Here is a 25,622-nt window from a genome sequence, read left to right on the forward strand (position 1 = left end):
AGCGGTGGTCTCCGGCCCGCGCAAACGAACACGAGTGGAACGCAGCGTACGCGAGTTCGCGCCACGGCCACGTGGCGGACCTCTCACACTCCACGGGGAACTCATGTGGCGTACGCCACTCGTTCCGGGCCGCCCGGCGGGCCGCCGCGGGCCCCCGCCGATAATCGAGCCCGTGACCGATCTTGAGACCCGTGCCGCGCCGCCCGGCCGCCCGGCCCTGCGCCGCGCGGCCCCCGCCCTGCTGGCGTACGCGGCGGTGCGGGGCCTGGGCCTGCTCGCCCTCTTCCTGTGGAGCGCCGCCCGCGACAAGAGCGCGTTCACGCTGCTCACCGCCCGCTGGGACGCCCTGTGGTACACGAGGGTGGCCGAGCTGGGCTACGGCTACGAGGTCCGGCTGCCGAACGGCGACGTCCACTCCAATCTCGCCTTCTTCCCGCTGCTGCCGTGGCTGGAGCGGTCGCTGCACGCGGTGACCCCGCTGTCGTACGCCGGCGCGGGCTTCGTGGTCTCGCTGGTCGCCTCGTTCGCGGCGGCCTGGGGGATCTTCGCGGTCGCCGACCGGCTGTACGGCCGTCGGGCCGGGGTCTGCGCGGTCGCCGTGTGGGCGCTGCTGCCGGTCGGGATCGTGCAGTCCATGGCGTACAGCGAGTCGCTGTTCACGGCGCTGGCCGCCTGGTCGCTGTACGCGGTGCTGACCGGGCGCTGGGTGACCGCGGGTCTGCTCGCGTCGCTGGCCGGGCTGACCCGTCCGGTGGGGCTCGCGGTGGTCGCGGCGGTCTGGGCGGCGGGAGCGGTGTCCGTCCTGCGGGAGCGGGGTGCGCTGCCGTCGGCCCCGTTCGGGCGCAGCCGCAGCGCGGCGCGCGCGTCCGGCGCGCGGACCTCCCTGCACGCCCCCGGCGAGCCCGCCGGAGCCCGGCTCCCGCGCGAAGGGGAAGCCGACGGCGCCCGTCCGGCCGTGCGCGCCCTGGGCATGCTCCTCGCGCCCATCGGCACCGCCGGGTACGTCCTGTGGGTCGGCCACCGCACCGGCGACGGTCCGCTCGGCTATCTCGACGTCCAGGCGGGGTGGCGCAACGGCTTCGACGGCGGGTACGCCTTCGCCCGCTTCGTCGCCGAGAAGTTCACGTCGTTCCCGTCCGCCCTGGCCGGTCTCGGCCTGACCGTCGGCGTCGCCCTGCTGCTGTGGCTGTACGTCGTCTGCGTGCGCGGCCGTCAGCCGCTCCCGCTGCTGGTGTACTCGGGCGCGGTGCTGGCGCTGGCGCTGTGCGCGTCGAGCTACTTCGGCTCGAAGCCGCGCCTGCTGCTGCCGGCCTTCCCGCTGCTGTTCCCGCTGGCCCTGACCCTGGCCCGGCTGCGGACCTCCCGGTCGGTGCCGGTCGCGGCGGGGCTCGCGCTGGCGTCGGCCGTGTACGGGGCGTGGTGGCTGAACGGCTCGGGGCCGCCGTGACGCCGGCGTACGGCCGGGCAATTCAACCCGTGATTCTGGTGAACGAATTCCTACGCACACTAAAACCGACCCCCCGAATGATCAAAGGAATTGAAGGGAAGGGTGTTCGAGCATTAGCGATTTCGCAGGAATTAGCGCCCTTCTGAGAGCAATCCCACATCACATCGTCATCACAAAGCCGCGGAATCGGCCGGGTTCACAGCTCACTCGCTGTAACGTCGTTTAGGTGCGTACCGAACGAAACCTCACCCGTCTGGACCGGGTGTTCGCAAGGCTCGACCGTGAGCCGGAACGACCGGCCCACATCGATGTGCCGAAGATGAGCCGGCACCGGGTCGCGCTGTTCTCGGCGACCCTCGGCTTCTATCTCGCCATCGTGTGGCTCGTGGTGGTCACCTCGTGGCTGGTCCGCCTCGACTGGCAGGTCATGTTCTTCCGGCCGTACCAGCAGTGGCCCGAGATCCACGCGTTCCTGGACTACTACGTGGTGCTCGGCCAGCGCGGCCCCACCGCGGTGATGGTCGCGGCCTGGCTGGGCTGGAGATCCTGGCGGCAGCACACCCTGCGCCCGCTGCTCACCCTGGGCGTCTCGCTGCTGCTGCTGAACCTCACCGTCGGCGCCGCCAAGATCGGCATGGGCCGTCTCGGACCGCACTACGCCACCACCATCGGCTCCAACGAGATGGGTCTGGGCGGCGATATATTCCCCAGCGGCCACACCGCCAACGCGGTCGTGACCTGGGGGATCCTGGCCTATCTGGCCTCCACCCCGAGAGCCCGCCGCTGGCTGTCCGCGCTCTCCGCGGTGGTCTCGCTGGGCGTCGGCCTCACCACCGTCTACCTCGGCACGCACTGGCTGAGCGACGTGGTCCTCGGCTGGGCCGCCGGTCTGCTGATCCTGCTGGCGCTGCCCTGGTGCGAGCCGCTGATCGCCCGCGCCGAGGCCCGGATCCTCGACCTGCGCGACCGGCTGCGCGACCGCGCCCGCGGCACGTTCCCGGCACCCGTCCCGGTCGCCGTCCCGTTCCCGCCCCTTGGCGCGGTCCAGGACGAGACCACGGCGGCCCGCGAGTCGCTCACGGCGGCCCGTTCGGCCCGCTCCCCCGTCTATCTGGCCCCGGGCCCGCACACCAGCCGCTCGGAACGCAGCCCGGTCACCCCGGTCGGCAGCCGCCGGCCCCCGCACCCCGACCGGCTGGCCCATCCCGACCGGCTGCCGCGCGGCACGGCCTCCACGGCCCGCCCGCTGACCGGCGGCTGACCTCCACGAACGGCGGGACCACCGGTACGCACCACCAGGTCCCGCACCGCGAAGGCCCCGGCCCCGGCGTCCCTACGACGCCGGATGCCGGGGCCTTCGTCGTGCCTCCGTGTCCCTGAGGTGTCCTGAGCCGTCCTGAGCCGTCCTGCGGTGTCCTAGCCCTTCCAGGCGCGGGCCACGCGCCCGTCCTGGACCTCCAGGTTCAGCCGCCCGAAGCGGTACTCCATGGTGACGATCGTCCCCGGCGCGAGCGAGCGGACCGTGGACCAGCCACGCTCCCGGGCGAGCCGCTCGGCCCGGTCGGCATCGAGGCCGACATATCCGTCCGGACTGTCCTTCGGCTCCGCTGGCGGAGTGGGAATCGGTGCCATACCGCCACGCTAGGCGGCGGACCCCGGCCGGGGAACCCGGAACGGCGATGTGGATCACTCCGGTCACACTTCTGTCACAGGATCACGACACACGTTTCGGCCGGGACGACATCTTCGGACACCCCGTCGAGCGTCACACGGACAATCGGTTCCGAGCCGTTCCCGTAGTCCTTCCGCGCGTATTCGAACGTAATTCCCGCGTGTCGCCGGGCGCCCTCGATAAACCCGGCGGAAAGTGCCCGGAGAACCCTCCCCGGCACCTGTTCCCGGATTCCGCAGGGGTCCGCGTGAGCTGACGGCCCATAGGAAATGAGCGAGGCGATGCGGACGGACACCGCGGCGGCGACCGCCCCACCCGCACCGGCCGGACGCCGGCCCCGGGGCCGGGTGGTCGTCGACTGGCTGACCACCACCGACCACAAGAAGATCGGCCATCTCTACCTGATCACGTCGTTCGGGTTCTTCCTGATCGGCGGTGCGATGGCCCTGCTGATGCGGGCCGAGCTGGCCCGCCCCGGCCTCCAGATCGTGACCAACGAGCAGTTCAACCAGCTCTTCACGATGCACGGCACGATCATGCTGCTGCTGTTCGCGACCCCGTCCTTCGCGGGCTTCGCCAACGAGCTGATGCCGCTCCAGATCGGCGCCCCTGACGTCGCCTTCCCCCGGCTGAACATGCTCTCGTACTGGCTGTTCCTCTTCGGCGGGCTCATCGTGCTCGGCTCGCTGCTGACCCCGGGCGGCGCGGCGTCGTTCGGCTGGTTCGCCTACGCGCCGCTCAACAGCGCGCAGTACTCACCCGGGGTCGGCCCCGATCTGTGGATCATGGGGCTCGCGCTGGCCGGGTTCGGCACGATCCTCGGCGCGGTCAACTTCATCACCACGATCATCGGGATGCGCGCCCCCGGGATGACCATGTTCCGGATGCCGATCTTCGTCTGGAACACGCTCTTCACGTCGATCCTGATCCTGATGGCGTTCCCGGTGCTGGCGGCCGCGCTGCTGGTGCTGGAGGCGGACCGGCGGTTCGGCGCCCAGGTGTTCGACGCGGCGAGCGGCGGGGCGCTGCTGTGGCAGCACCTGTTCTGGTTCTTCGGGCATCCCGAGGTCTACATCATCGCGCTGCCGTTCTTCGGGATCATCACCGAGATCATCCCGGTCTTCTGCCGCAAGCCGATCTTCGGCTACCTCACGCTGGTCGGCGCGACGATGACGATCACCGGACTGTCGATCGTCGTGTGGGCGCACCACATGTTCGTCACGGGCGCGGTGCTGCTGCCGTACTTCTCCCTGATGAGCTTTCTGATCGCGGTGCCCACGGGCGTGAAGTTCTTCAACTGGACCGGCACCATGATCAAGGGCTCGATCTCCTTCGAGACCCCGATGCTGTGGGCGACGGGCTTCCTGGTGACGTTCCTGTTCGGCGGTCTGACCGGGGTGATCCTGGCGTCGCCGCCGATGGACTTCCACGTCTCCGACTCGTACTTCGTGGTCGCCCACTTCCACTACGTCGTCTTCGGCACGGTCGTCTTCGCGGTCTTCGGCGGTTTCCACTTCTGGTGGCCCAAGTTCACCGGGAAGCTGCTGGACGAACGGCTCGGCAAGGTCCACTTCTGGACGCTGTTCGTCGGCTTCCACCTCACGTTCCTGGTGCAGCACTGGCTGGGCGCCGAGGGCATGCCGCGCCGGTACGCCGACTATCTCGCCGCCGACGGCTTCACCGCGCTCAACACGGTCTCCACGATCGGCGCGTTCCTGCTCGGCGTCTCCACCCTGCCGTTCCTCTACAACGTCTGGAAGACCGCCCGCTACGGCCGGAAGGTCGAGGTGGACGACCCCTGGGGCTACGGCCGTTCGCTGGAGTGGGCGACCTCCTGCCCGCCGCCGCGGCACAACTTCACCGCGCTGCCCAAGATCCGCTCGGAGTCCCCCGCGTTCGACCTGCGCTACCCGGAGTTCGCGGCGCAGATCCCGCAGCCCGAGCCGAAGAAGCACCAGGCGGGTCCGACGACCTGAACGCCCCGCCCGGCGGGCACACCGGGACGGGGCGTTACGGCGCCCCGAGGGCCTTTCTTTCGGATCTGGCCGGCTCCAAGCAGCGGCGCGTCTCGGCGGGCCCGAGCGGGGTCTGGTGCGTGCAGCTGCAAGGCGGAGGAGGGCGGCAACGCGATGGGGGTCCCCCCGCGCGAGCGCAGCCGAGCGTGGGGGAGTTGGCAACCGACGACAACGCCGCAGATGTGCGTGCCAGACCCCGCGACCCCCGGCAAGATCCGAAAGAGAGGCCCTGAGGGCGAGGGCTCAGAGTGCGAGGCGCTGGCCGGGCATGATCAGGTCGGGGTCGCCGCCGATGACGGCCTTGTTGGCGGCGTACAGGCGCTGCCAGGTGGTCCCGTGCCGGGCCGCGATGATGCTGAGGGTGTCGCCGGCGCGGACGGTGTAGTCACCGCGCGAGGCGCCCCGGGAGGTGTTCCCGGTGGTCCGCTCGGGCGCCTTCGACGGCGCGGACCGCTGAGCCGGCTTGGACGACTGCGACTTCTGCGGCTTCTGCGACTTCTGTGCCTTGGACGCGTTCGACGGCTTCGACGCGGTCGAGGCTCCGGACGCCGGTGCGCTGCCGGTCGCTCCGGCCCGTGCCGAGCAGGTCGGCCACGCGCCCCACCCCTGGGACTTCTGGACCTTCGTGGCGACAGCGATCTGCTGCGCCTTGCCGGCCTTGTCGGCGGTCGGCGCGTACGCGGTGCCGCCGTACGCGCGCCAGGTCGAGGCGGAGAACTGGAGCCCGCCGTAGTACCCGTTGCCGGTGTTGATGTGCCAGTTGCCGCCGCTCTCGCACTGGGCGATGCGGTCCCACACCCCGCTGTCGGCCGCCGCGGCGTTGCCGGTGGCGGCCAGCAGTCCGAGGGGGGCGAGCAGCGCCGCCCCGGCCAGGACCGCCGTCGTACGCGCCGTGCTTCCGGTGGCGCGCGTGGTCTCGCGGGTGCTTTCGCGGGTGGTATCGGCACATTCGGACATGTGGTTCCCTCTCTACGGACCCGGGTCTCCCCCAGGGCGGGGCGCTTCCCGCACATCTGCGCGGGTGTGGCGCTCCGTCCCCGTCCGCCGGCGATGGTGCTGCGCGCTGTCTGGCTCTGCGCGGCCGGCGGACGTTCCCGGGCGGTGCTCGCTGCACACGGCGGAGCAATCTAGGGAGCCTGACGAGCCGTTATCAACCAACTCCCCGTTGTCGCAGGTCAGTTGAACGTTACCGCAGGTAATAGGCAATTTCCGTCACCTACTTCATCCCTCGTTTTCCGGACTTGTCGGACCGCTCCGCGCCCGCCCTGTGAGTCACCTCACGGGACCAACTCCCGTGACCTCCCCGTTACTTGACCAAGAGTGTCCGATTCCGCACCGATCGTGACCGACAGCGTTCGGCGGTTCGATTTCCTGGGGTGTGCAGCGTGACTCCCACCACAGCTCCCCCGTTGTGTCTGCATGAGCCGGGGACCCTCCCGGCCCCGCCACCGCCCCGCCTTCCGAGGGAGTCACCCGTGCCGCGCATGCTCGACGTCAGCGACGAGGTACGCGCCGAGATCGGCGACGAAGAAGCCAACCGGCTGCTCGCCGGAGACAACGCCCCGGGCAGTTACGACTGCACCTCCTGCCGCACCCCGGGCGACTCCGAGCACGAGCGCACCAGCACCGTCCTGTTCATCGGCGACGAGACCGCCGTCCTCGCCTTCGCCCACGCCACCTGTCTGCCCTCGCAGGTCGTCCAGGTGACGGAGGAGCAGCTCCAGGGCGCGGTCCGCTCCATCAGCGGCGACAGCGCCGACATGGCCCCGAACCAGGTCGCCCCGGAACAGGCCGTGCTCGGCGTGACCAGCGGACTCGTCCTGATCGCCGGGGAGTTGCACCCGGCGCTGGTGGTCGAGCCGACCTCGCCGATCGTGCGCCCCGGCTCGGTCGGGATCGGCGACGACTTCCTGCCGCTCCTCATCGAGCAGGGCTTCATGCCGCTCAGCGAGCTGTCCGAGGTGCCGCCGGTGCAGCACGGCTGGTCCGTGCTGCTCGCGATGGGCCAGCTCCACGCCGTGCTCCAGCCCTCGGCGAACGGCGGTCAGCCGGTGGCCTGGTGGCAGGCCCACCAGCCGCTCCAGGTGACGGAGGGCTGGCGGGCGGCCGCCAACAAGCACCAGCAGGTCCTGATGTTCGCGGCGCCGGTCGGCTCAATCGGCCGCCAGCCCCGGGAGGACCTGCTGCGCGACGCCCTCGACAAGGCCGCCGCCAACGGCAAGCTGGTCGGCGCGGCGATGCCGCTCGCCGGGACCTGAGTCCGCGCCCGGGGCGGGGAACCGCGGATCGCACGCCGGCGCGCAGCCGCCCCGGCCGACCGCGCGGTTCCCCGCGCCCCCTTCGCGACGCCCGCCCCGCCGCCCGGCCGCATCCCTTGCCGGGCGCGGTCGTTTGGACCTGTGTGCACACCTACGACGTTCCCCGCCGCCCGGCCCTCCCGTCGGTCCCCTCCGCGCGACCGGCCCAGGACCCCCAGGGCGGCCCATCGGCCACGCCGATCTACGACGCGCTCTACGCCGAGTACGTCAAGACCTTCCGTTCGCTGCCGGGCGACCGCAGCGGGGAGGACGATCTGGGGTTCACCGCGTTCGGCAGCATCCCGCAGAGCACGGGCTCGTACGGCGACCACCGGCCGGGGTCGTTCAGCCACTCCTACAGCGCCTACAGCGCGGGCGCGCAGAGCGCACGGCAGCAGTCGCAGTGGCAGCGCGTCGGCCAGCTCGGCCAGATCGGCCAGCAGCACTCCCCGGCGCACTCCCAGGGACAGACACAGACACAGTCCCACGCGCCCGCGCACACCCCGACGGCCATGGTGCCCGTGCCGGTCCCCGCGGCGCTGCCGCCGGGCACCCGCCGGGGCCTGTGAGCCGACGGCGGCACCGGTCACGGCGAAGGGCGGCTCCCCGTCAGGGGGAACCGCCCTTCGTCATGTCGTCCGCCCGCGCGGCTACTTCTTCTTGCCGCGCTTCTCGCGCACCCGCACCGAGATGTGGATCGGGGTGCCCTCGAAGCCGAACTCCTCGCGCAGCCGGCGCTCGATGAAGCGCCGGTAGCCCGCCTCGATGAAGCCGGAGGCGAAGAGCACGAACCGCGGCGGCTTGGTGCCGGCCTGGGTGCCGAAGAGGATGCGCGGCTGCTTGCCGCCCCGGATCGGGTGCGGGTGGGCGGCGACCAGCTCGCCGAGGAAGGCGTTGAGCCGGCCCGTCGGCACCCGGGTCTCCCAGCCGGCCAGGGCGGTCTCGATCGCCGGGACCAGCTTCTCCATGTGGCGGCCGGTGCGCGCCGAGACGTTCACCCGGGGCGCCCAGGCGACCTGGCCGAACTCGGTCTCGATCTCCCGCTCCAGGTAGTAGCGGCGCTCCTCGTCGAGGTTGTCCCACTTGTTGTAGGCGATGACCATCGCGCGGCCCGCCTCGACGGCCATCGTGACGATCCGCTGGTCCTGCACGGAGATGGGCTCGGTGGCGTCGATCAGGATGACCGCCACCTCGGCCTTCTCGACGGCGGCCGCGGTGCGCAGCGAGGCGTAGTAGTCGGCGCCCTGCTGGAGGTGGACCCGCTTGCGGATACCGGCGGTGTCGACGAACTTCCAGGTGACGCCGCCGAGTTCGATCATCTCGTCGACCGGGTCGCGGGTGGTGCCGGCGATCTCGTTGACGACGACGCGCTCCTCGCCCGCCACCTTGTTGAGCAGCGAGGACTTGCCGACGTTCGGGCGGCCGATGAGGGCGATCCGGCGCGGGCCGCCGACCGCGGTGCCGAAGGTCTGCGCGGGGGCGTCCGGCAGCACGTCCAGGACGGCGTCCAGCATGTCGCCGGTGCCGCGGCCGTGCAGCGCGGAGACCGGGTGCGGCTCGCCGAGGCCCAGGGACCACAGATAGGCCGCGTCGGCCTCGCCGCTCGGGCCGTCGACCTTGTTGGCGGCCAGCACGACGGGCTTGCCGGCCTTGCGCAGCAGCCGTACGACCGCCTCGTCGGTGTCGGTGGCGCCGACCTTGGCGTCCACGACGAAGACGACCGCGTCGGCGGCCTCGATCGCGAACTCGGCCTGGGCGGCCACGGACGCGTCGATGCCGAGGACGTCCTGCTCCCAGCCGCCGGTGTCGACGACCTTGAAGCGGCGGCCCGCCCACTCGGCCTCGTAGGTGACGCGGTCGCGGGTGACGCCCGGCTTGTCCTCGACGACCGCCTCACGGCGGCCGATGATCCGGTTGACCAGGGTCGACTTGCCGACGTTGGGCCGGCCGACGACCGCGAGCACCGGGAGCGGGCCGTGACCGGCCTCCTCGATGGCGCCCTCGACGTCCTCGACGTCGAAGCCCTCTTCCGCGGCGAGCTCCATGAACTCCGCGTACTCGGCGTCGCCAAGCGCTCCGTGGTCGTGCTCGGCCGAGCCCTCGGAGTGGTGGTCGTCGTTCATGAAGTGCGTACCTCGTTCATCGTGGTGATCGGTGGACGTCCGTTTTCCCCGGGTTGGTCCACTACTGATTCAGTGTCGCTCAGCGGCCGGTCAGGCGCCTGGCGTTTTCCAGATGGGCGGCGAGCTGCTTCTGGATGCGCTCGGTCGCCTCGTCCAGCGCCTTGCGGGTCCGCCGGCCGCTGCCGTCGCCCGCCTCGAAGGGGTCGCCGAAGACGACGTCGACCCGGGAGCGCAGCGGGGGCAGCGCCTTGATCAACCGTCCGCGCCGCTCGGAACTTCCCAGGACGGCGACGGGGACGATCGGGGCGCCGCTGCGCACCGCGAAGTAGGCGAGGCCCGCGCGCAGGGCGGCGAAGTCGCCCTCGCCCCGGGTGCCCTCCGGGAAGATGCCGAGCACCCCGCCGTTCTCCAGCACGCCCAGCGCGCGGGTGATCGCGGTGCGGTCGGCGCTGTGCCGGTCGACCTTGAGCTGGCCGATGCCGGTCAGGAACGGGTCGAGCGGGCCGATGAACGCCTCCTTCTTGATCAGGAAGTGCGTCGGCCGGGGCGCCACGCCCATGACCATCGGGCCGTCGATGTTGTGGGAGTGGTTGACGGCGAAGATCACCGGGCCGGTGGCGGGCACCCGCCAGGAGCCCAGCACCCGCGGCTTCCACAGCCCGTACATCAGGCCGACGCCGATGCGTCTGCCGACCTCGGCGCCCTTGACGGAGGGCGGCAGCTCGCTCACTTCGCGGCCCGCTTCTCCTCGACGAGGGTGACGACGCACTCGATGACCTGGGCCAGCGTCAGCTCGGTGGTGTCCACCTCGACGGCGTCGTCCGCCTTGGCGAGCGGGGAGGTCTTGCGGGAGGAGTCGGCCGCGTCCCGCTTGATCAGGGCCTCGCGGGTGGACTGCACGTCCGCGCCCTTCAGCTCACCGCTGCGGCGGGCGGCGCGGGCCTCCGGGGAGGCGGTGAGGAAGATCTTCAGATCGGCGTCGGGCAGCACGGTGGTGCCGATGTCGCGGCCCTCGACGACTATGCCGCGCTCGGCGGCGGTGGCCAGCGAGCGCTGCAGCTCGGTGATCCGGGTGCGCACCTCGGGGACCGCGCTGACCGCGCTGACCTGCGAGGTGACCTCCTGGGTGCGGATCGGGCCGGCCACGTCGACGCCGTCGACGGTGATCGTGGGCCCGGCCGGGTCGGTGCCGGAGACGATCTCCGGCTTGCCGGCGACGGCGGCGATCGCGGTGGGGTCCTCGATGTCGATGCCGTTGGTCACCATCCACCAGGTGATCGCGCGGTACTGGGCGCCGGTGTCCAGGTAGCTCAGCCCGAGCTGGGCGGCCACGGCCTTGGACGTGCTCGACTTGCCCGTGCCCGAGGGGCCGTCGATGGCGACAATCACGGGCTGGGCGGCGCCGTTTTCCACGGAGGGACACCTTCCTGGTGCGGGGCGGTGGGAGTACGGGGCGCAAACGTGCCCCGCACAAGGTTACCGGCCACCGCTCCCCCTCCCGGCCGTGGTCCGCCCCCATGGCCCGCGCCCACGGTCCGCACCGCCACCGACGACCGCTCCACGGCCGCACCGGCCCACCAGGAGCCGCTCCACTGCCGGTCCGGCCTATTGCCCGCCCGGACCACCCTCGACCGCTCCCCTGACGGACCGAACCACCGCCGGTCCGGGCCACTGGCCCGCTGGCCCGCCGCCGGGGCGGTCCACTGGCGGGCCGGACCAACGCCAGCCGAGCCCCTGGCGGGCCGGTCTGCTGCAAGGCCGGTCCGTTGCCCTGGCGGGCCACCGCCGACCGGTCCCCCGACGGGCCGATCCACCGCAGGCCAGTCCATCGGCGGGCCGGTCCGCCGCCAGCCGGGCCCCCGGCACGCCGGACCACCGCCGCCGGGCCGGACCACCGCCAGCCCCCCGGTAGGTCTCTCCACCGCAAGGCCGAACCACTGCCCGGCCGAGCCACCGCCAGCCGAGCCCCTGGCGGGCCGGTCCACTGGCCCGCTGGTCCACCACCGGACGGACCACCGCCAGCCCGCCCTACTGGCGGATCGCCCAACCCCGCTCCCGCAAGGACGCCGACAAGGTCGGGGCCGACTTTGGTTCGACCATGAGTTGGACCAGGCCCGCCTGCTGGCCCGTGGCGTGTTCGATGCGGACGTCCTCGATGTTGACGCCCGCCCGGCCGGCGTCCGCGAAGATGCGGGCGAGCTGGCCCGGCTGGTCGTCGATGAGCACCGCGACGACCTCGTACACGCGCGGTGCCGCCCCGTGCTTGCCCGGGACCCGGACCTGGCCGGCGTTGCCGCGCCGCAGCACGTCCTCGATGCCGCTCGTGCCCTCGCGCCGTTTGACGTCGTCGGCGGACTGGAGGGCCCGCAGCGCGCGCACGGTCTCGTCCAGGTCGGCGGCGACATCGGTGAGCAGGTCGGCGACCGGCCCGGGGTTCGCGGAGAGGATGTCGATCCACATCCGGGGGTCGGACGCGGCGATCCGAGTGACGTCCCGGATGCCCTGCCCGCACAGCCGTACGGCGGCCTCCTCGGCGTTCTCCAGGCGCGCCGCGACCAGGCTGGACACCAGGTGGGGCATGTGGGAGACCAGGGCGACGGCGCGGTCGTGGGCGTCGGCGTCCATGACGACCGGCACGGCCCGGCAGTGCGAGACCAGCTCCAGCGCGAGGTTGAGCACCTCGGTGTCGGTGTCCCGGGTCGGGGTGAGCACCCAGGGGCGGCCCTCGAAGAGGTCACCGGTCGCGGCCAGCGGCCCGGACTTCTCCCGGCCGGACATCGGATGGGTGCCGAGGTACGCCGACAGGTCCAGGCCGAGCGCCTCCAGCTCCCGGCGCGGCCCGCCCTTGACGCTGGCCACGTCGAGGTAGCCGCGGGCCACCCCCCGGCGCATCGCGTCGGCGAGGACGGCCGCCACATGGGCCGGCGGCGCGGCGATCACCGCGAGGTCGACCGGCCCGGCCGGCGCCTCGTCCGTGCCGGCGCCCAGCGCGGCGGCCGTACGGGCCTGCTCAGGGTCGTGGTCCTCCAGATGGACGACGACGCCCCGCTGGGCCAGGGCCAGGGCGGCGGACGTGCCGATGAGCCCGGTTCCGATGACGAGCGCGGTCCTCACTGGGCGATGTCCTTGCGCAGGGCGGCCGCGGCACCGAGGTAGACATGGCTGATCTCGGCGCGGGTCCGGTCGGACTCGACGTGCGCGAGGATCCGCACCACCCGCGGCATGGCACCGGCGATGTCGAGTTCCTGCGCGCAGATCAGCGGGACGTCGACGATGCCCAGCTTGCGGGCGGCGGCCGCCGGGAAGTCGCTGTGCAGATCCGGCGTGGCCGTGAACCAGATGCTGATCAGGTCGTCCACACCGAGGGAGTTCCGCTCCAGGACCGCGGTGAGCAGCGCTCCGACCTGCTCGTCCATGTGCCCGGCCTCGTCGCGTTCGAGTTGGACGGCTCCCCGGACCGCTCGTACCGCCACGGCGCTGCTCCTTGTGCTGATGGACGACTGCTGCGCATCCAGCCTAGTCAGCCCGCGCCGGGAGGCGTGCCCGCCGACCGCCCGCTGAGACATGCCGTCTGTACGCTTTGGGAAGATTCTCCTGCTGTGCCACCACCTTCGACCCTCGGAGTGACGACATGACCCTCGACGCGACCCGGCGCACGGTTCTCCTCGCGACGGGCGGCGCGACCGCGGCGCTCGTCGCGGGGTGCGGCGACGGCGACTCCGGCGGCTCCGGCCAGGACCAGGACTCGGGCGCCGCGAGCGCCTCCGCCGGCCAGGTGCTGGCGCGGACGTCGGAGATCCCGGTCGGCGGCGGCAAGATCTTCACGGCCGAGAAGATCGTCGTCACCCAGCCCGCGAAGGACGACTTCAAGGCGTTCTCGGCCGTCTGCACCCACGCGGGCTGCACGGTCGCCGCGGTGGCCGACGGCACGATCAACTGCCCTTGTCACAAGAGCGAGTTCCGGATCGCCGACGGCTCGGTGGTGGCCGGTCCGGCGCCGAGTCCGCTGCCGGCCAGGGAGATCACCGTCGCGGACGGCTCGATCACGCTGGCCTGACACCCAGGCGCCCGTTCACTGGTCCCAGAGCGCCCCGAGCGTCACCAGTTCCCCGTGGTACTCGATCCGGTCGGCCCACGCCCTCGGCCATGCCCCGGCACCGGCGTACGCGCCCGCGAAGGCGCCGGCCAGGCAGGCGAGGGAGTCGGAGTCGCCCGAGGAGCAGGCGGCCCGGCGCAGCGCGGTGACCGGCTCGTCGGGGAAGAGCAGGAAGCACAGCAGCCCGGTGGCCATGGCCTCCTCCGCGATCCACCCCTCCCCCGTGGCGAGGCAGGGGTCGCTCTCCGGATCGGGCGCGCGCAGCGCCGCCTCCAGCCGGTCCAGCACCCCGAGGCACTCGTCCCAGCCGCGCGCGACGAAGTGCTCCGCGCTCGGGTCGTGCGCGCGGGTCCACAGGTCGCCGAGCCAGCGCTCGTGGTAGACGCGGCGGTTGTCCAGCGCGTACGTGCGCAGCAGCCCGACCAGCGCGGACGGCGCGGTGCCCTGCGCGAGCAGCCGTACGGCGTGGGCGGTGAGGTCGGAGGCGGCGAGCGCGGTGGGGTGTCCGTGGGTGAGGGCGGACTGGAGCTGGGCGGCCCCGGCCCGCTGCTCGTCGCCGAGTCCGGGCGCCAGGCCGACGGGGGCGACGCGCATGTTGGCGCCGCAGCCCTTGGAGCCGATCTGGCTGGCGTCCTGCCAGGCCAGCCGCTCGTCCTTGAGCAGGTTGCACGCGGTCAGGCAGGTGCGGCCCGGTGCGCGGTTGTTCTCCGGTGACTGGTACCAGTCCACGAACTCCTCGCGCAGCGGCCGCACGAGGCGCGAGGGCACGAGCAGCCCCCGGTCCATGGCGGTGCGCAGGGCCCGCCCCACCGCGAGCGTCATCTGGGTGTCGTCGGAGACGACGGCGCGCGCCGGCAGCTCCATCTCCCGCCAGGGCCCGCACTTGGCGAGGATCTGCGGGACGTCGTTGAACTCCGTAGGGAACCCCAGTGCGTCCCCCAGGGCCAGCCCGATCAGGGATCCGGTGGCGCGTTCGCCGGTGTCGGTCGTGACGGTCATGCGGGGTGTCCTTCCCGGGGCGGGCGGAGCAGGGGCGGGTGGAGCGCGGTGGCGGTGCCCGCGCGGTAGAGGGCGGCGGGTTTGCCGCGGCCGCCGGTGAGCCGGGCGGTGCCGCCGGGGACGGGTTCGACGAAGCCCGGGGTGGCGAGGACCTTGCGGCGGAAGTTGGGGCGGTCGAGCGCCGTCCCCCACACGGTCTCGTAGACCCGCTGGAGCTCGCCGAGGGTGAACTCGGGCGGGCAGAAGGCGGTGGCGAGGCAGGTGTACTCCAGCTTGGCGCCGACCCGGTCGTGGGCGTCCGCCAGGATCCGGTCGTGGTCGAAGGCGAGCGGCCCCGCGCTGTCGTACGGCAGCCAGCGGGCCTGGGCCGCGTCGCCGCCGCCGACCGGTTCGGGGCCGTGCGGCAGCAGCGCGGCGAAGGCGACGGAGACGACCCGCATCCGGGGGTCGCGGCCGGGCTCGCTATAGGTGCGCAGTTGCTCCAGGTGCAGCCCGGAGACGTCGGCGAGGCCGGTCTCCTCGGCGAGTTCCCGCCGGGCGGCGCTCTCGGCGGACTCGTCGGGCAGCACGAAGCCCCCGGGCAGCGCCCACTGTCCGGCGTACGGCTCCTGCCCCCGCTCGACGAGCAGCACGTGCAGCACGCCCGCGCGCAGGGTGAGCACGGCGAGGTCGACGGTGACGGCGAAGGGCTCGTGGGCGTACTTGTCGTAGCCCTCCATCGGGGAATCGCCTCCTTCGGGACGCCACAGTCGGCGCGATTAAGAGTCGCCACGACTATAAAGCTCGCGTCGAGTCCCCACAAGCCCCTGTGAGCCCCCGGACCGGGAACGGGGACGGCCGGTACCGGAAAACCCGGTACCGGCCGTCACGACCCCGCTGGAGGCGCTCCTAGAGGTCGACCTCCTTCATCAGCATGCCGACCTCCGTGTTGGACAGCCGCCGCAGCCAGCCCGACTTCTGGTCGCCCAGGGTGATCGGACCGAAGGCGACCCGCACCAGCTTGTCGACCGGGAAGCCGGCCTCGGCCAGCATCCGGCGCACGATGTGCTTGCGGCCCTCGTGGAGGGTGACCTCGACGAGGTAGTTCTTGCCGGTCTGCTCGACGACGCGGAAGTGGTCCGCGCGCGCGTAGCCGTCCTCGAGCTGGATGCCGTCCTTGAGCTGCTTGCCCAGGTCGCGCGGGATCGGGCCGACGATGTGCGCGAGGTAGGTCTTCTTCACGCCGTACTTGGGGTGCGTGAGACGGTGGGCCAGCTCGCCGTGGTTGGTGAGCAGGATGACGCCCTCGGTCTCGGTGTCGAGCCGGCCGACGTGGAAGAGCCGGGTCTCGCGGTTGGTGACGTAGTCCCCGAGGCACTGCCGGCCCTCGGGGTCCTCCATCGTCGAGACGACACCGGCGGGCTTGTTCAGCGAGAAGAACTGGTACGACTGCGTGGCGACGGTCAGGCCGTCGACCTTGACCTCGTCGCGCTCGGGGTCGACCCGCTTGCCCTGCTCCAGGACGATCTCGCCGTTGACCTCGACCCTGGCCTGCTCGATCAGCTCCTCGCAGGCGCGCCGGGAGCCGTAGCCCGCGCGGGCCAGGACCTTCTGCAGCCGCTCGCCCTCCTGCTCGGCGCCGGGGAACGTCTTGGGCAGCTTCACGTCCTTCTTGCCGGCGTACCGCTCGCGGTTGCGCTCCTCGGCCCGGGTGTCGAACTCACGGGAGCGCGCGGGGGCGGTACGGCCGCGCCCGCCGCCCTGGGACTGCTTGGGGCCGCCCTTGGCGCCACCGCGCGCGGAGCCGCCGCGGCCGGACTTGGGGCCGTCCGGGGACGCGCCGGGGCCCACGTCGTAGCGGCGCTCCTCCGGACGGGGCTTGCGGGGACGGCCCTGACCCTGGCCCTGCTTCTGGTCCCTGCCGTTCCCGGCCCCGCGGTAGTTACCGCGCCCACCGCTCTTACCACTACCGCTTCCGCTACCGCTGCCACTGCTTCGCATCAAAGTTCCGTCGTCGTCGTGTTGGGCATGGTCGCCCCGGGACCGTCGTCCTCGTCCGGGGCGTCCGGATCGAACGACGGTACGGCTTCCTGGGTCTCGGCCTCGATCGCCTCCGCCTCCGGGAGGAAGGGCGCGAGCTCCGGGAGCTCGTCCAGACCGCGCAGGCCCATCCGCTCCAGGAAGTAGTTCGTCGTCCTGTACAGGATCGCACCTGATTCGGGTTCCGTGCCCGCCTCCTCGACCAGTCCGCGCTGGAGCAGGGTGCGCATGACCCCGTCGCAGTTGACTCCGCGCACCGCCGAGACCCTGCTGCGGCTGACCGGCTGCCGGTAGGCGACGACGGCCAGCGTCTCCAGGGCCGCCTGGGTGAGCCGGGCCTGCTGCCCGTCCAGCACGAACCGCTCGACGGCACGCGCGTACCCGGCGCGGGTGTAGAAACGCCAGCCCCCGGCGACGAACCGCAGCTCGAAGCCGCGGCCCTGTGCGGTGTACTCGTCGGCCAGTTCCCGCAGCGCGTCCCCGATCTGGCGCCGGGGCCGCTCCAGGATCTTCGCGAGGTGCTCCTCGGTCGCGGGTTCGTCCACGACCATGAGAACGGCTTCGAGGGCGGGCTTGAGATCGAGCGCGGCGACGGTCTCCTCACTGCTGCTCACGGCTTCTTCTCCTTCTCGGGCTCTTCGGGCGGCCGGTCGAACTCGTCGGTGACCACCGGGGTCTCGCCGCTCTCCCCTCCGGTCCAGCGCACCAGCAGTTCCCCGAGCGCGGTCTCCTGGTCCAGGGCGACCGCCTTCTCCCGGTACAGCTCCAGCAGCGCCAGGAACCGGGCGACGACGGTGAGGGTGTCGTCGGTGTCCGCCACCAGCGTCCGGAAGCTGGCCTCGCCCAGCTCCCGCAGCCGCGCGACCACGAACACGGCCTGTTCCTGCACGCTGACCAGCGGCGCGTGGATGTGGTCGACGTACACCTGCGGCTTGGGCCGGGGCTGCATCGCCTTGACCGCGAGCCGCGCGAAGCCCTCCGGGCCGATGCTGATGACCACGTCGGGCAGCAGCTCGGCGTGATGCGGTTCGAGCCCGACGGTACGGGGGTAGCGCCGGGCTTCCACGTCGAGCCGATGCGTGAAGATGTCGGCGACCTGCTTGTACGCCCGGTACTGGAGCAGCCGCGCGAACAACAGGTCCCGCGCCTCCAGCAACGCGAGATCGGCCTCGTCCTCCACCTCGGCGGCGGGCAGCAACCGCGCCGCCTTCAGATCGAGCAGCGTGGCCGCGACCACGAGGAACTCGGTCGTCTGATCCAGATCCCAGTCGGACCCCATCGCCCGGATGTGCGCCATGAACTCATCGGTCACCTTGGACAGCGCGACCTCGGTGACATCCAACTTGTGCTTGGAAATGAGCTGAAGCAACAGATCGAACGGCCCCTCGAAGTTCGCCAACCGAACCTTGAAAACACCGTCGGGCACATCGGCACCAGTGCCCGCCGGGGACACCCCGACCAGCTCGGGCTCGGCAGCCAGGCCGGTGGCCTCCAGGGGCGGTGCGGACTCGCGGATCGACGCGGCTCCAGCGGCCGACTCGCCCTCGGGGCCCGGCCTGGTCCCCGCACCCGACTTGGCCTCAGAAACTTTCCCGGACTCGACACCCGGCCCAGCCTGACCGGCCCACTCGGCCCCGGGGACCACCCCGGCCTCAGGGCGCGGCTCGGACGAGGGGTCTGCTGCGGGCGCTGGAGCGACTTCAGGGGCCGACCTGACCTCGGCGACCAGACCGGCGTCGGCGGCAGGCTCGGACCCGGGTGCCGCCCCGGCCTCAGTGCCCCGCCCGACCTCAGGGATCAGCCCAGCCTTAAAGACCGACCGGGCCCCGGGTGCCGCCCCGGCCTCAGTGCCCCGCTCGGCCTCAGGGATCAACCCAGTCTCAAAGACCGGCTGGGCCCCGGCGGCCAACCCCATGCCAGTGGCCGACTCGGCCTCGGCAGCCAGATCGACGTCGGCGGCCGGCTCGGCCCCGGATGCCGCCCCGGCCTGGGTGCGCCACCCGACCTCAGGAATCAGCCCAGCCTCAAAGATCGGCTGGACCCCTGCGGCCGGCCCCGTGCCAGTGGCCGACTCGGCCTCGGCAGCCAGATCGGGTTCAAGTGCAATCCCTGCCTCAGCAGTCGGCCCCCCTTCGGGGAGCCTGCCGGGCAGAGGGACCGGTTCGGGCTCGGGGGCGGCCGCCTTGCCCTCGGCCGCCGGTTCGACGCCGGGGGCCGGCCCGGGCCCAGGGACCTGCGCGGTTCTACCCGCCGACTCGACCCCGGACTCGGTCTCGGCCGCAAGGCCGGTCTCGGGTACCGGGTCGGCCCCTGCCGCCGGGCCCGCTTCGGGGGCCGACTCGGGCCCAGGGTTGCCCTCTGCCGCCTGGCCCGCTTCGGGCGCCGGGGCCGTTTCCGGCGTCGGGGCAACGGCTGGACCCGTTTCCGGAGGCGCCGTGCCCGGGCCCCGGCCCAAGGTGCGGCGGCGGGGGCCGGGGGTGGGGGCGTTGTTCGAGGTCATGGCCCTCGCAGGCTACCGCTACCGCCCGCGCAGCCGTCGTACGAGGATGCTGGCGTCCCCGCGGGTCTCCAGGTCGGCGAGGACCACGGCGACCGCCTCGCGCACGATCCGGCCCCGGTCCACGGCCAGGCCGTGCTCACCGCGGAGCACCAGCCGGGCGTGCTCCAGGTCCATCAGTTCCTCGGCGGAGACATACACGGTGATCTTCTCGTCGTGGCGCTCACGGCCGCTGGGCCGGCGGGCCGCCGCCCGGCCCCGCTTGCGCGACTGCCCCTCGGCTGAGGCTGAGGCGGAGGCAGAACCTTCCTGCGGCGGTACCCCCTGCCGGCGCGCGGACCGCTCCGCGCCCCGGCTGCGGGACTCCGCGTCGCTCTGCTCCGCGTCGGCCGCCACATGCTCCGCGCCCTCGCCGTCCCCGGCCTGCGCGGGCACGGACTGGGGCGCGTCCTCACCCGAGGCCGAGCCCGCGGCCGTCCCGTCGCTCTCGCCCGCCGGCGCGGGCACCCGGGCCTCGCCGTTGGCCTGGCGCCGGGGTGCGGACGGCTGAAGCGCCGTTCCCCCTGTCGTACGGAAGAGTTCGTCGGCCCCCGGCAGACTCACTCGGCGTGACACCGGGCGAGCACCTCCCTGGCGAGCTGACGATAGGCGGCGGCGCCGACGGAGTTGGATGCGTACGTGGTGATCGGCTCACCGGCGACCGTGGTCTCCGGGAAGCGGACCGTGCGCCCGATGACCGTGTGGTAGACGTGATCGTCGAAGGCCTCGACGACCCGCGCCAGCACCTCACGGCTGTGCACCGTGCGGGAGTCGTACATCGTCGCGAGGATGCCGTCCAGCTCCAGTTCGGGGTTGAGCCGCTCCTGGACCTTCTCGATGGTCTCGGTCAGCAGCGCCACCCCGCGCAGCGCGAAGAACTCGCACTCCAGCGGCACGATCACCTTGTGCGCGGCCGTCAGCGCGTTCACGGTCAGCAGACCGAGCGAGGGCTGACAGTCGATGACGATGTAGTCGTAGTCGTCCATCAGCGGCTTCAGCGCCCGCTGGAGGGTCGACTCGCGCGCGACCTCCGAGACCAACTGCACCTCGGCGGCGGACAGGTCGATGTTGCTGGGCAGCAGGTCCATGTTGGGGACCGCCGTCTTCAGGAGGACCTCGTCGGCCGACATGCCCCGCTCCATGAGCAGGTTGTAGACCGTGAGGTCGAGCTCCATCGGATTGACACCGAGGCCGACCGACAGCGCGCCCTGCGGGTCGAAGTCCACGAGCAGCACCCGGCGTCCGTACTCCGCGAGCGCGGCACCCAGGTTGATGGTCGACGTGGTCTTGCCGACGCCGCCCTTCTGGTTGCACATCGCGATGATCTTCGCGGGGCCGTGGTCCGTCAGCGGTCCCGGGATCGGGAAGTACGGCAGCGGGCGCCCGGTCGGACCGACGCGTTCACGGCGCTGCCGTGCGGCGTCGGGCGCGAGGGTGGCCGCGTACTCCGGGTCGGGCTCGTACTCGGCGTCGGGGTCGTAGAAGTGCCCGTCGGGCAGTTCGTCGTAGTCGGCGAAGTGGTTGTGGGGCGCGCCACTTCCGTCGCCGGCCATGGCGTTCACGTGATGACCGTCCATGCTCTGGTGTGCTGACAGAGCCATGTGGGGGCTGGTCTGGCTCTGGTGGGCTGCGAAGGTTCGGACAGCGACGGAGCCGACAGCCTCGAGCCCCGCGGAACCCGGGCCCCGCGTAGGCATTCCTGGTTGACCACCCCCGGGAGCAAATGTCGACTCATTCACAAGTCGTCTTACCTCCTTGGTGACCAGGAAACTTCTAGACAAGGTCAGCGTGGCACCATGCCGACGGTTGGCGACTCTATGGCGTGTCGGGCGTCCGCAGCAACACAATCCGCCGGACCCGGCCCGATGTGTCGGCAATGAAACATCCCGCTGTCAAGGGCGTACGGCCGTCGCACGACAGGTTTCACCGGTGTGCGAATCGGTCGAAGGGTTACGTTCGAGGCGAGTTGACCGAGTGCCGCAAAGTGACCATACACACATCCGGCCGGACCTTGTGGGCAAGGTCCGGCCGGTCGTGCGTGATTGACACGCCGAGTTGACGTATCGCCTTTACGAAAAGGTGACTTAGCGGGGAGGCTCCGCCCGGGAACTCAGTCGAGGAGCGTGTCGAGCGCGACGTGCTCCAGGCCGTGCGCCTCGGCGACCTCGCGGTAAACGACCTTGCCGTCATGGGTGTTGAGACCCTTGGCGAGCGCGGCGTCCCGGCGCAGCGCCTCCACCCAGCCGCGGTTGGCGAGTTCGACGATGTACGGCAGCGTGGCGTTGGTCAGCGCGTACGTCGAGGTGTTGGGCACCGCGCCGGGCATGTTGGCGACGCAGTAGAAGACCGAGTTGTGGACCGGGAAGGTCGGCTCGGCGTGGGTGGTCGGACGGGAGTCCTCGAAGCAGCCGCCCTGGTCGATCGCGATGTCGACAAGGACACTTCCGGCCTTCATCCGGGAGACCAGCTCGTTGGTGACCAGCTTCGGGGCCTTGGCACCCGGGATCAGGACGGCGCCGATGACGAGGTCGGCCTCCAGGCACGCCTTCTCCAGCTCGAAGGCGTTGGAGACGACGGTCTGGATCTTGGTGCCGAAGATCTTGTCGGCTTCCTTGAGCTTGTTGAGGTCCTTGTCGAGCAGGGTCACGTGGAAGCCCATGCCGATGGCGATCTGCGCCGCGTTCCAGCCGGAGACACCGCCGCCGATGACGACGGCACGGCCGGCCGCCACGCCCGGGACACCGCCGGGCAGCACACCGCGGCCGCCGTTGGCGCGCATCAGGTGGTAGGCGCCGACCTGCGGGGCGAGCCGGCCCGCGACCTCGGACATGGGGGCGAGCAGCGGGAGCGCGCGGCTCGGCAGCTCGACGGTCTCGTAGGCGATCGCGGTGGTGCCGGACTCCAGCAGGGCGTCCGTGCACTCCTTGGACGCGGCCAGGTGCAGGTAGGTGAAGAGCGTCTGGTCCTTGCGGAGGCGGTGGTACTCCTCCGCGATGGGCTCCTTGACCTTCAGCAGCAGGTCGGCCGTGGCCCACACCTCGTCGGCCGTCTCCAGGATCCGGGCACCGGCGGCCACGTACTCCTCGTCCGGGATGGACGAGCCGACTCCGGCGTTGCGTTCGACGAAGACCTGGTGGCCGTTGCGCACCAGCTCGTGCACGCCGGCGGGGGTGATGGCCACCCGGAACTCGTTGTTCTTGACCTCGCGGGGGATGCCGACCTTCACGTGGATCACGGTCCTTGGCTCAGAGGGTGTGGGGCATAGCAGGACGAACCCGGAGGCAGCGGGCACACCGGGATACACCGCAGGAGAAGGTGCGGCAGAGCCAGTCTAATGAAGGTGTTCCCGCTGTCTAGCCTTTCAATGCTTCAATCTTCAGCGGATGTACTGCGGATTTCGCAGGCGTTAGCGCCATGTTCCGGCTGTTCTGGCTCAGGAACGCCCTTGCCGGACCGCTTCCGGGGCGGTTCCGCGGCCCCGGCCGGGGCCGGCCCGTCGGCGCGCTCCGGCTCGTGTGCGGTGGCGCGCTCCGGCGCGGGGGACTCCTCTCCCAGGATGCGCTCCGCCGCGGCTCGGTGCAGTCGGGCGGCCGCCGGGTCGCCCAGGTGTTCCAGGGTGTCGGCCAGCCGGAGCTGCACCGCCGCCTGGAGCCGCTCGTCGTCGGCGCGCCGCGCCCACTCCATGGCCTCCTGGCAGGTGCGCAGCGACTCCTCGGGCCGCCCGGCGTACTCCTGGACCCGGGCCAGCTCGCTCAGCGCCCGCGCGTGGGCGGCCGGCTCGCCGTTCTTGCGGTGCCCCGCGGCGGCGGCCCGCCAGTTGCGCTGGGCCTCGCCGTACCGGCCGGCGTAGGTGTGCGCGGTGCCGATCCGGCCGTACAGGCGCGCGGCGTCCGTCCGCTCGTCGCGGGCCAGCCGCTGGGCGAGGGCCCGGCCGAACCAGTCGGCGGCCCGTTCGTAGTCGCCCAGCTCCAGATGCGCGCCGCCGACGGATTCCATCGCGCGGCCGGTGGCGTACGGATCGTTCGCCTCGCGTCCGGCGTCCAGCGCCGCCCGGTAGCGGACCAGGGCCTCGGCCGTACGGCCGGTCCTGGCGTCGACGTCGGCCAGGTTCAGCAGGGCGGCGGCGCGTTCCCGGGGCAGGTCGCGGCGCTCGGCGACGTCGAGGACGAGCTGGTGGACGCCGTAGAGGTCGGGGGCGGCGGCCTGGGTGCCGAAGTGCGCGACCATCGCCCGGACGAGCTGGGACATCAGCCGGCGGGCCAGTGTGTCCAGCTCGCCGTCGGCCACGGCGGCCCGGGCGGCGGCGAGCAGGGCGGGCCGGCGCAGCCGCAGCCAGTCGGCGGCGGCCCGGGGGCCGGGGAAGCGCAGCGCGCGGGGGGTGCCCTGGAGCTTCTCGCGGGCCTGCGGGTTGTCGGTCTCGGTGATGGCCCGGCAGGACTGGAGCAGCCGTACCGTGCGCTCCAGCATGCGGGCGCGGGCCAGTTGGAGTTCGGCCGGGCGTTCCTGGGCCTCGGCGGCGGCCCGCAGCAGGGGGTGCAGACAGCCGGGGACCTCGTACTCGGGCAGCGGGGAGGGGACGATCCGCAGCAGGCCGAGGGCGGTGAGGTCGTCCAGGGTGGTGCGGGCGGCGCCCACCGAGCAGCCGGCGAGGGCGGAGGCCGTGTGGGGGTCGACGAGACCGGCCGGGGCGAGGGAGAGCAGTCGCAGTATCCGGGCGGCGGGGGCGGGCAGCGAGGCGTGCACGAGCCGCAGGATCCGGCTGAGCGGGGTGCCCTCGTCGCCCTCGGCGTGCAGTTGCTTGGCGAGATCGGCGACGGCGGTCTGGGGCCGGGCGGCGAGCCAGCCGCCGGCCAGGATCAGCGCGGCGGGCTGCCCCTGGCACGCCTCGACGAGCCCCTCGGCGGAGCGGGGGTCGACGGTGATGCGGACCGAGCCGGTGTAGCGGGTGAGCAGCTCCAGGGCGGACTTGGTGTCCAGGCCGCCCAGGGTGCAGGGGCGGACGTCGGAGATGCCGGTGAGGGGGCCCGCGGAGACGGCGACCAGCAGGCATTCGGGGGTGTTCGGGAGCAGGGCGTCGACCTGCTCCGCCCCGGCCGCGTCGTCCAGCAGGAGCAGGACCCGGCGGTCGGCGAGGGATTCGCGCAGGAGGGCCGAGAGGTCGTCCTCGTCGGCGCCGGCCGGGACCGGTACGTCGAGGCCGGCGAGCAGGTCGCGGGCGGCGCGCTCGACGGGGACGGGGGTGCCGTCGGGCTCGGAGAGGCGGGCGCGCAGGACGCCGTCGCGGTAACGGTCCGCGACCTGCCGGACGAGTTCCTCGGCGAGGGCGGTCCGTCCGGAGCCGGGCCGCCCCGCGATGAGGAGCACCCGCGCGCGGGGGGCCTTGCGGCCGGCGATGGTGTCCAGGCCCGCGCGCTCGATGTCGGCGCGCAGTTCCTTCAACTCCCGTGTGCGGCCCAGGAAATGAACCTCGGGTGCAGCGTGTCCCGACAGCTTCACGCCGCCTGTGTCCACTGCCTGATCCGCCACGGGCCACGCTCCCGTCCCACGCACGTGCTGAGCCCGCCGGGACTCCGGACCGGGCCGTTCCAGAGCCTAGTTCACGCTCTGCGACGTTCCCGGCGCGTACGGACGGCCACGACCCCCACTTCCCCCGATCGGATCAACCGATCGTCACATCACAAGCGGTGGTGTGCACGCACAAGCGGTGGTGTGCCCGCCTACGCCTCGAACGGCCGGGCCGGCCACGGCGCTTCGGCCGGGCGGAGCGTGTCGAGGGCGGCGGCGGCGCGGGCCGCGGCCAGGGAGAGGACGCCGACGACCAGGCAGTTGTTGTGCACATCGCCCGCCAGGACCGCCCGGACGAGGTCCTCGACCGGCACGCGCGCGTGCTCCATGTCGGCCTCCTCGTCCTCGACCTCGAAGCGCTGCCCCTCGGCCTCGGACAGACCTCGCGCGAGGAAGATCCGCACCGCCTCGTCACAGCCCCCGGCGGTCGTGTACACGTCGGTCAGGACCCGCCAGTCCTCGGCCTTGACGTGCGCCTCCTCGTACAGCTCGCGCTGCGCCGCGTGCAGCGGGTTCTCGCCGGGCACGTCGAGCAGCCCGGCCGGGATCTCCCACAGCTTGTGCCGGACCGGGTGGCGGTACTGCTTGATGAGCAGGACCCGGTCCTCGTCGTCCAGGGCGAGGACGGCCACCGAGCCGGGGTGGACCTGGTAGTCGCGGCGGACCACCGCACCGCCGGGCATGACCACCTCGTCCGTGCGGACCGAGGTCTTGTTGCCCACGAAGGGGGTCTCCGTGGACCGGATCTCCCACTCCTCCGGGGTGTCCTTGATCGTCATGCCCTTGCCGCCCTCTCACGTGCCCGTACGCGAACCAAACGAAAACCGGGGTGCTCTCCTGTGAAGGGAAGCAC

The 25,622-nt window shown here is 72.2% G+C and carries 23 protein-coding genes; 6 read left to right on the top strand and 17 right to left on the bottom strand.

Annotated elements, in window-relative coordinates; genetic code table 11:
- Positions 1-172 precede the first annotated feature (172 nt).
- Positions 173-1,447, top strand: coding sequence for a putative hexosyltransferase (locus AFM16_RS09130; RefSeq protein WP_078633001.1), 1,275 nt, complete (start codon positions 173-175; stop codon positions 1,445-1,447).
- Between the two features lie 226 nt (positions 1,448-1,673).
- A complete protein-coding gene (locus AFM16_RS09135; protein ID WP_030796379.1) occupies positions 1,674-2,708 on the top strand; it encodes a phosphatase PAP2 family protein in 1,035 nt (344 codons plus the stop codon).
- A gap of 155 nt (positions 2,709-2,863) precedes the next feature.
- Here the strand turns inward: AFM16_RS09135 and AFM16_RS09140 are convergent, their stop codons facing one another.
- Positions 2,864-3,079, bottom strand: coding sequence for an I78 family peptidase inhibitor (locus AFM16_RS09140; RefSeq protein ID WP_030796382.1), 216 nt, complete (start codon positions 3,077-3,079; stop codon positions 2,864-2,866).
- 321 nt (positions 3,080-3,400) lie between these two features.
- Here AFM16_RS09140 and ctaD point away from each other — a divergent pair, with 321 nt between their 5' ends.
- Positions 3,401-5,095 carry an aa3-type cytochrome oxidase subunit I gene (ctaD, locus tag AFM16_RS09150; RefSeq protein ID WP_078633003.1) on the top strand — a complete coding sequence of 565 codons (1,695 nt, stop codon included), beginning with the start codon at positions 3,401-3,403 and terminating at the stop codon, positions 5,093-5,095.
- A gap of 282 nt (positions 5,096-5,377) precedes the next feature.
- Here ctaD and AFM16_RS09160 read toward each other — a convergent pair whose 3' ends face one another.
- Positions 5,378-6,091: a transglycosylase family protein gene (locus AFM16_RS09160; RefSeq protein ID WP_078633004.1), complete on the bottom strand. Its 714-nt coding sequence runs from the start codon at positions 6,089-6,091 to the stop codon at positions 5,378-5,380.
- A gap of 518 nt (positions 6,092-6,609) precedes the next feature.
- Here AFM16_RS09160 and AFM16_RS09165 point away from each other — a divergent pair.
- A complete protein-coding gene (locus AFM16_RS09165; protein WP_030796391.1) occupies positions 6,610-7,392 on the top strand; it encodes a DUF8842 C-terminal domain-containing protein in 783 nt (260 codons plus the stop codon).
- A gap of 143 nt (positions 7,393-7,535) precedes the next feature.
- Positions 7,536-8,000, top strand: a complete 465-nt coding sequence (locus AFM16_RS09170; protein ID WP_078633005.1) for a hypothetical protein — start codon at positions 7,536-7,538, stop codon at positions 7,998-8,000.
- An 81-nt stretch (positions 8,001-8,081) separates the two neighbouring features.
- On the opposite strand, the gene der is transcribed toward AFM16_RS09170, so the two are convergent.
- From der to aroH, 5 genes are all read right to left on the bottom strand, one after another.
- The gene (der, locus tag AFM16_RS09175) at positions 8,082-9,554 is read right to left on the bottom strand and encodes a ribosome biogenesis GTPase Der (protein ID WP_030796397.1); all 1,473 of its coding nucleotides are present in this window, start codon (positions 9,552-9,554) and stop codon (positions 8,082-8,084) included.
- 79 nt (positions 9,555-9,633) lie between these two features.
- Positions 9,634-10,284, bottom strand: a complete 651-nt coding sequence (locus AFM16_RS09180) for a lysophospholipid acyltransferase family protein (protein ID WP_030796399.1) — start codon at positions 10,282-10,284, stop codon at positions 9,634-9,636.
- The gene (gene cmk, locus AFM16_RS09185; RefSeq protein WP_030796401.1) at positions 10,281-10,967 is read right to left on the bottom strand and encodes a (d)CMP kinase; all 687 of its coding nucleotides are present in this window, start codon (positions 10,965-10,967) and stop codon (positions 10,281-10,283) included. The genes AFM16_RS09180 and cmk overlap by 4 nt, the downstream gene beginning before the upstream one ends.
- Before the next feature lie 615 nt (positions 10,968-11,582).
- A complete protein-coding gene (locus tag AFM16_RS09190) occupies positions 11,583-12,668 on the bottom strand; it encodes a prephenate dehydrogenase (protein ID WP_078633006.1) in 1,086 nt (361 codons plus the stop codon).
- On the bottom strand, positions 12,665-13,027 hold the full coding sequence (gene aroH, locus AFM16_RS09195) for a chorismate mutase (RefSeq protein WP_030796405.1): 363 nt from the start codon (positions 13,025-13,027) through the stop codon (positions 12,665-12,667). The genes AFM16_RS09190 and aroH overlap by 4 nt, the downstream gene beginning before the upstream one ends.
- A gap of 158 nt (positions 13,028-13,185) precedes the next feature.
- Between aroH and AFM16_RS09200 the strand changes: the two genes are divergently transcribed.
- On the top strand, positions 13,186-13,611 hold the full coding sequence (locus tag AFM16_RS09200) for a Rieske (2Fe-2S) protein (RefSeq protein ID WP_078633007.1): 426 nt from the start codon (positions 13,186-13,188) through the stop codon (positions 13,609-13,611).
- Positions 13,612-13,626: 15 nt separating this feature from the next.
- Here AFM16_RS09200 and AFM16_RS09205 read toward each other — a convergent pair whose 3' ends face one another.
- From AFM16_RS09205 to AFM16_RS09250, 10 genes are all read right to left on the bottom strand, one after another.
- Positions 13,627-14,649, bottom strand: a complete 1,023-nt coding sequence (locus tag AFM16_RS09205; RefSeq protein ID WP_078633008.1) for an ADP-ribosylglycohydrolase family protein — start codon at positions 14,647-14,649, stop codon at positions 13,627-13,629.
- Positions 14,646-15,368, bottom strand: coding sequence for an NUDIX hydrolase (locus AFM16_RS09210; RefSeq protein ID WP_078633009.1), 723 nt, complete (start codon positions 15,366-15,368; stop codon positions 14,646-14,648). The genes AFM16_RS09205 and AFM16_RS09210 overlap by 4 nt, the downstream gene beginning before the upstream one ends.
- A 169-nt stretch (positions 15,369-15,537) precedes the next feature.
- Positions 15,538-16,629, bottom strand: coding sequence for a pseudouridine synthase (locus tag AFM16_RS09215; protein WP_078633010.1), 1,092 nt, complete (start codon positions 16,627-16,629; stop codon positions 15,538-15,540).
- Positions 16,629-17,282, bottom strand: a complete 654-nt coding sequence (gene scpB, locus AFM16_RS09220; protein WP_030796416.1) for an SMC-Scp complex subunit ScpB — start codon at positions 17,280-17,282, stop codon at positions 16,629-16,631. The genes AFM16_RS09215 and scpB overlap by 1 nt, the downstream gene beginning before the upstream one ends.
- Positions 17,279-18,397, bottom strand: coding sequence for a segregation and condensation protein A (locus AFM16_RS09225; protein ID WP_078636890.1), 1,119 nt, complete (start codon positions 18,395-18,397; stop codon positions 17,279-17,281). The genes scpB and AFM16_RS09225 overlap by 4 nt, the downstream gene beginning before the upstream one ends.
- Before the next feature lie 789 nt (positions 18,398-19,186).
- Entirely contained in the window at positions 19,187-19,780 is a 594-nt protein-coding gene (locus tag AFM16_RS09230; protein WP_078633011.1) for a hypothetical protein, read from the bottom strand.
- Complete coding sequence (locus AFM16_RS09235; protein ID WP_078633012.1) at positions 19,765-20,901, bottom strand: ParA family protein; 1,137 nt, start codon at positions 20,899-20,901, stop codon at positions 19,765-19,767. Before AFM16_RS09235 ends, AFM16_RS09230 begins: the two co-directional genes overlap by 16 nt.
- 413 nt (positions 20,902-21,314) lie before the next feature.
- Positions 21,315-22,439, bottom strand: coding sequence for an alanine dehydrogenase (ald, locus tag AFM16_RS09240; RefSeq protein ID WP_030796424.1), 1,125 nt, complete (start codon positions 22,437-22,439; stop codon positions 21,315-21,317).
- A 134-nt stretch (positions 22,440-22,573) separates the two neighbouring features.
- Complete coding sequence (locus tag AFM16_RS09245) at positions 22,574-24,730, bottom strand: tetratricopeptide repeat protein (protein WP_078633013.1); 2,157 nt, start codon at positions 24,728-24,730, stop codon at positions 22,574-22,576.
- A 191-nt stretch (positions 24,731-24,921) separates the two neighbouring features.
- Entirely contained in the window at positions 24,922-25,548 is a 627-nt protein-coding gene (locus tag AFM16_RS09250; RefSeq protein WP_078633014.1) for an NUDIX domain-containing protein, read from the bottom strand.
- Positions 25,549-25,622 lie beyond the last annotated feature (74 nt).

This window comes from Streptomyces antibioticus, from assembly GCF_002019855.1.
In the GTDB taxonomy this organism is placed as follows: domain Bacteria; phylum Actinomycetota; class Actinomycetes; order Streptomycetales; family Streptomycetaceae; genus Streptomyces; species Streptomyces antibioticus_B.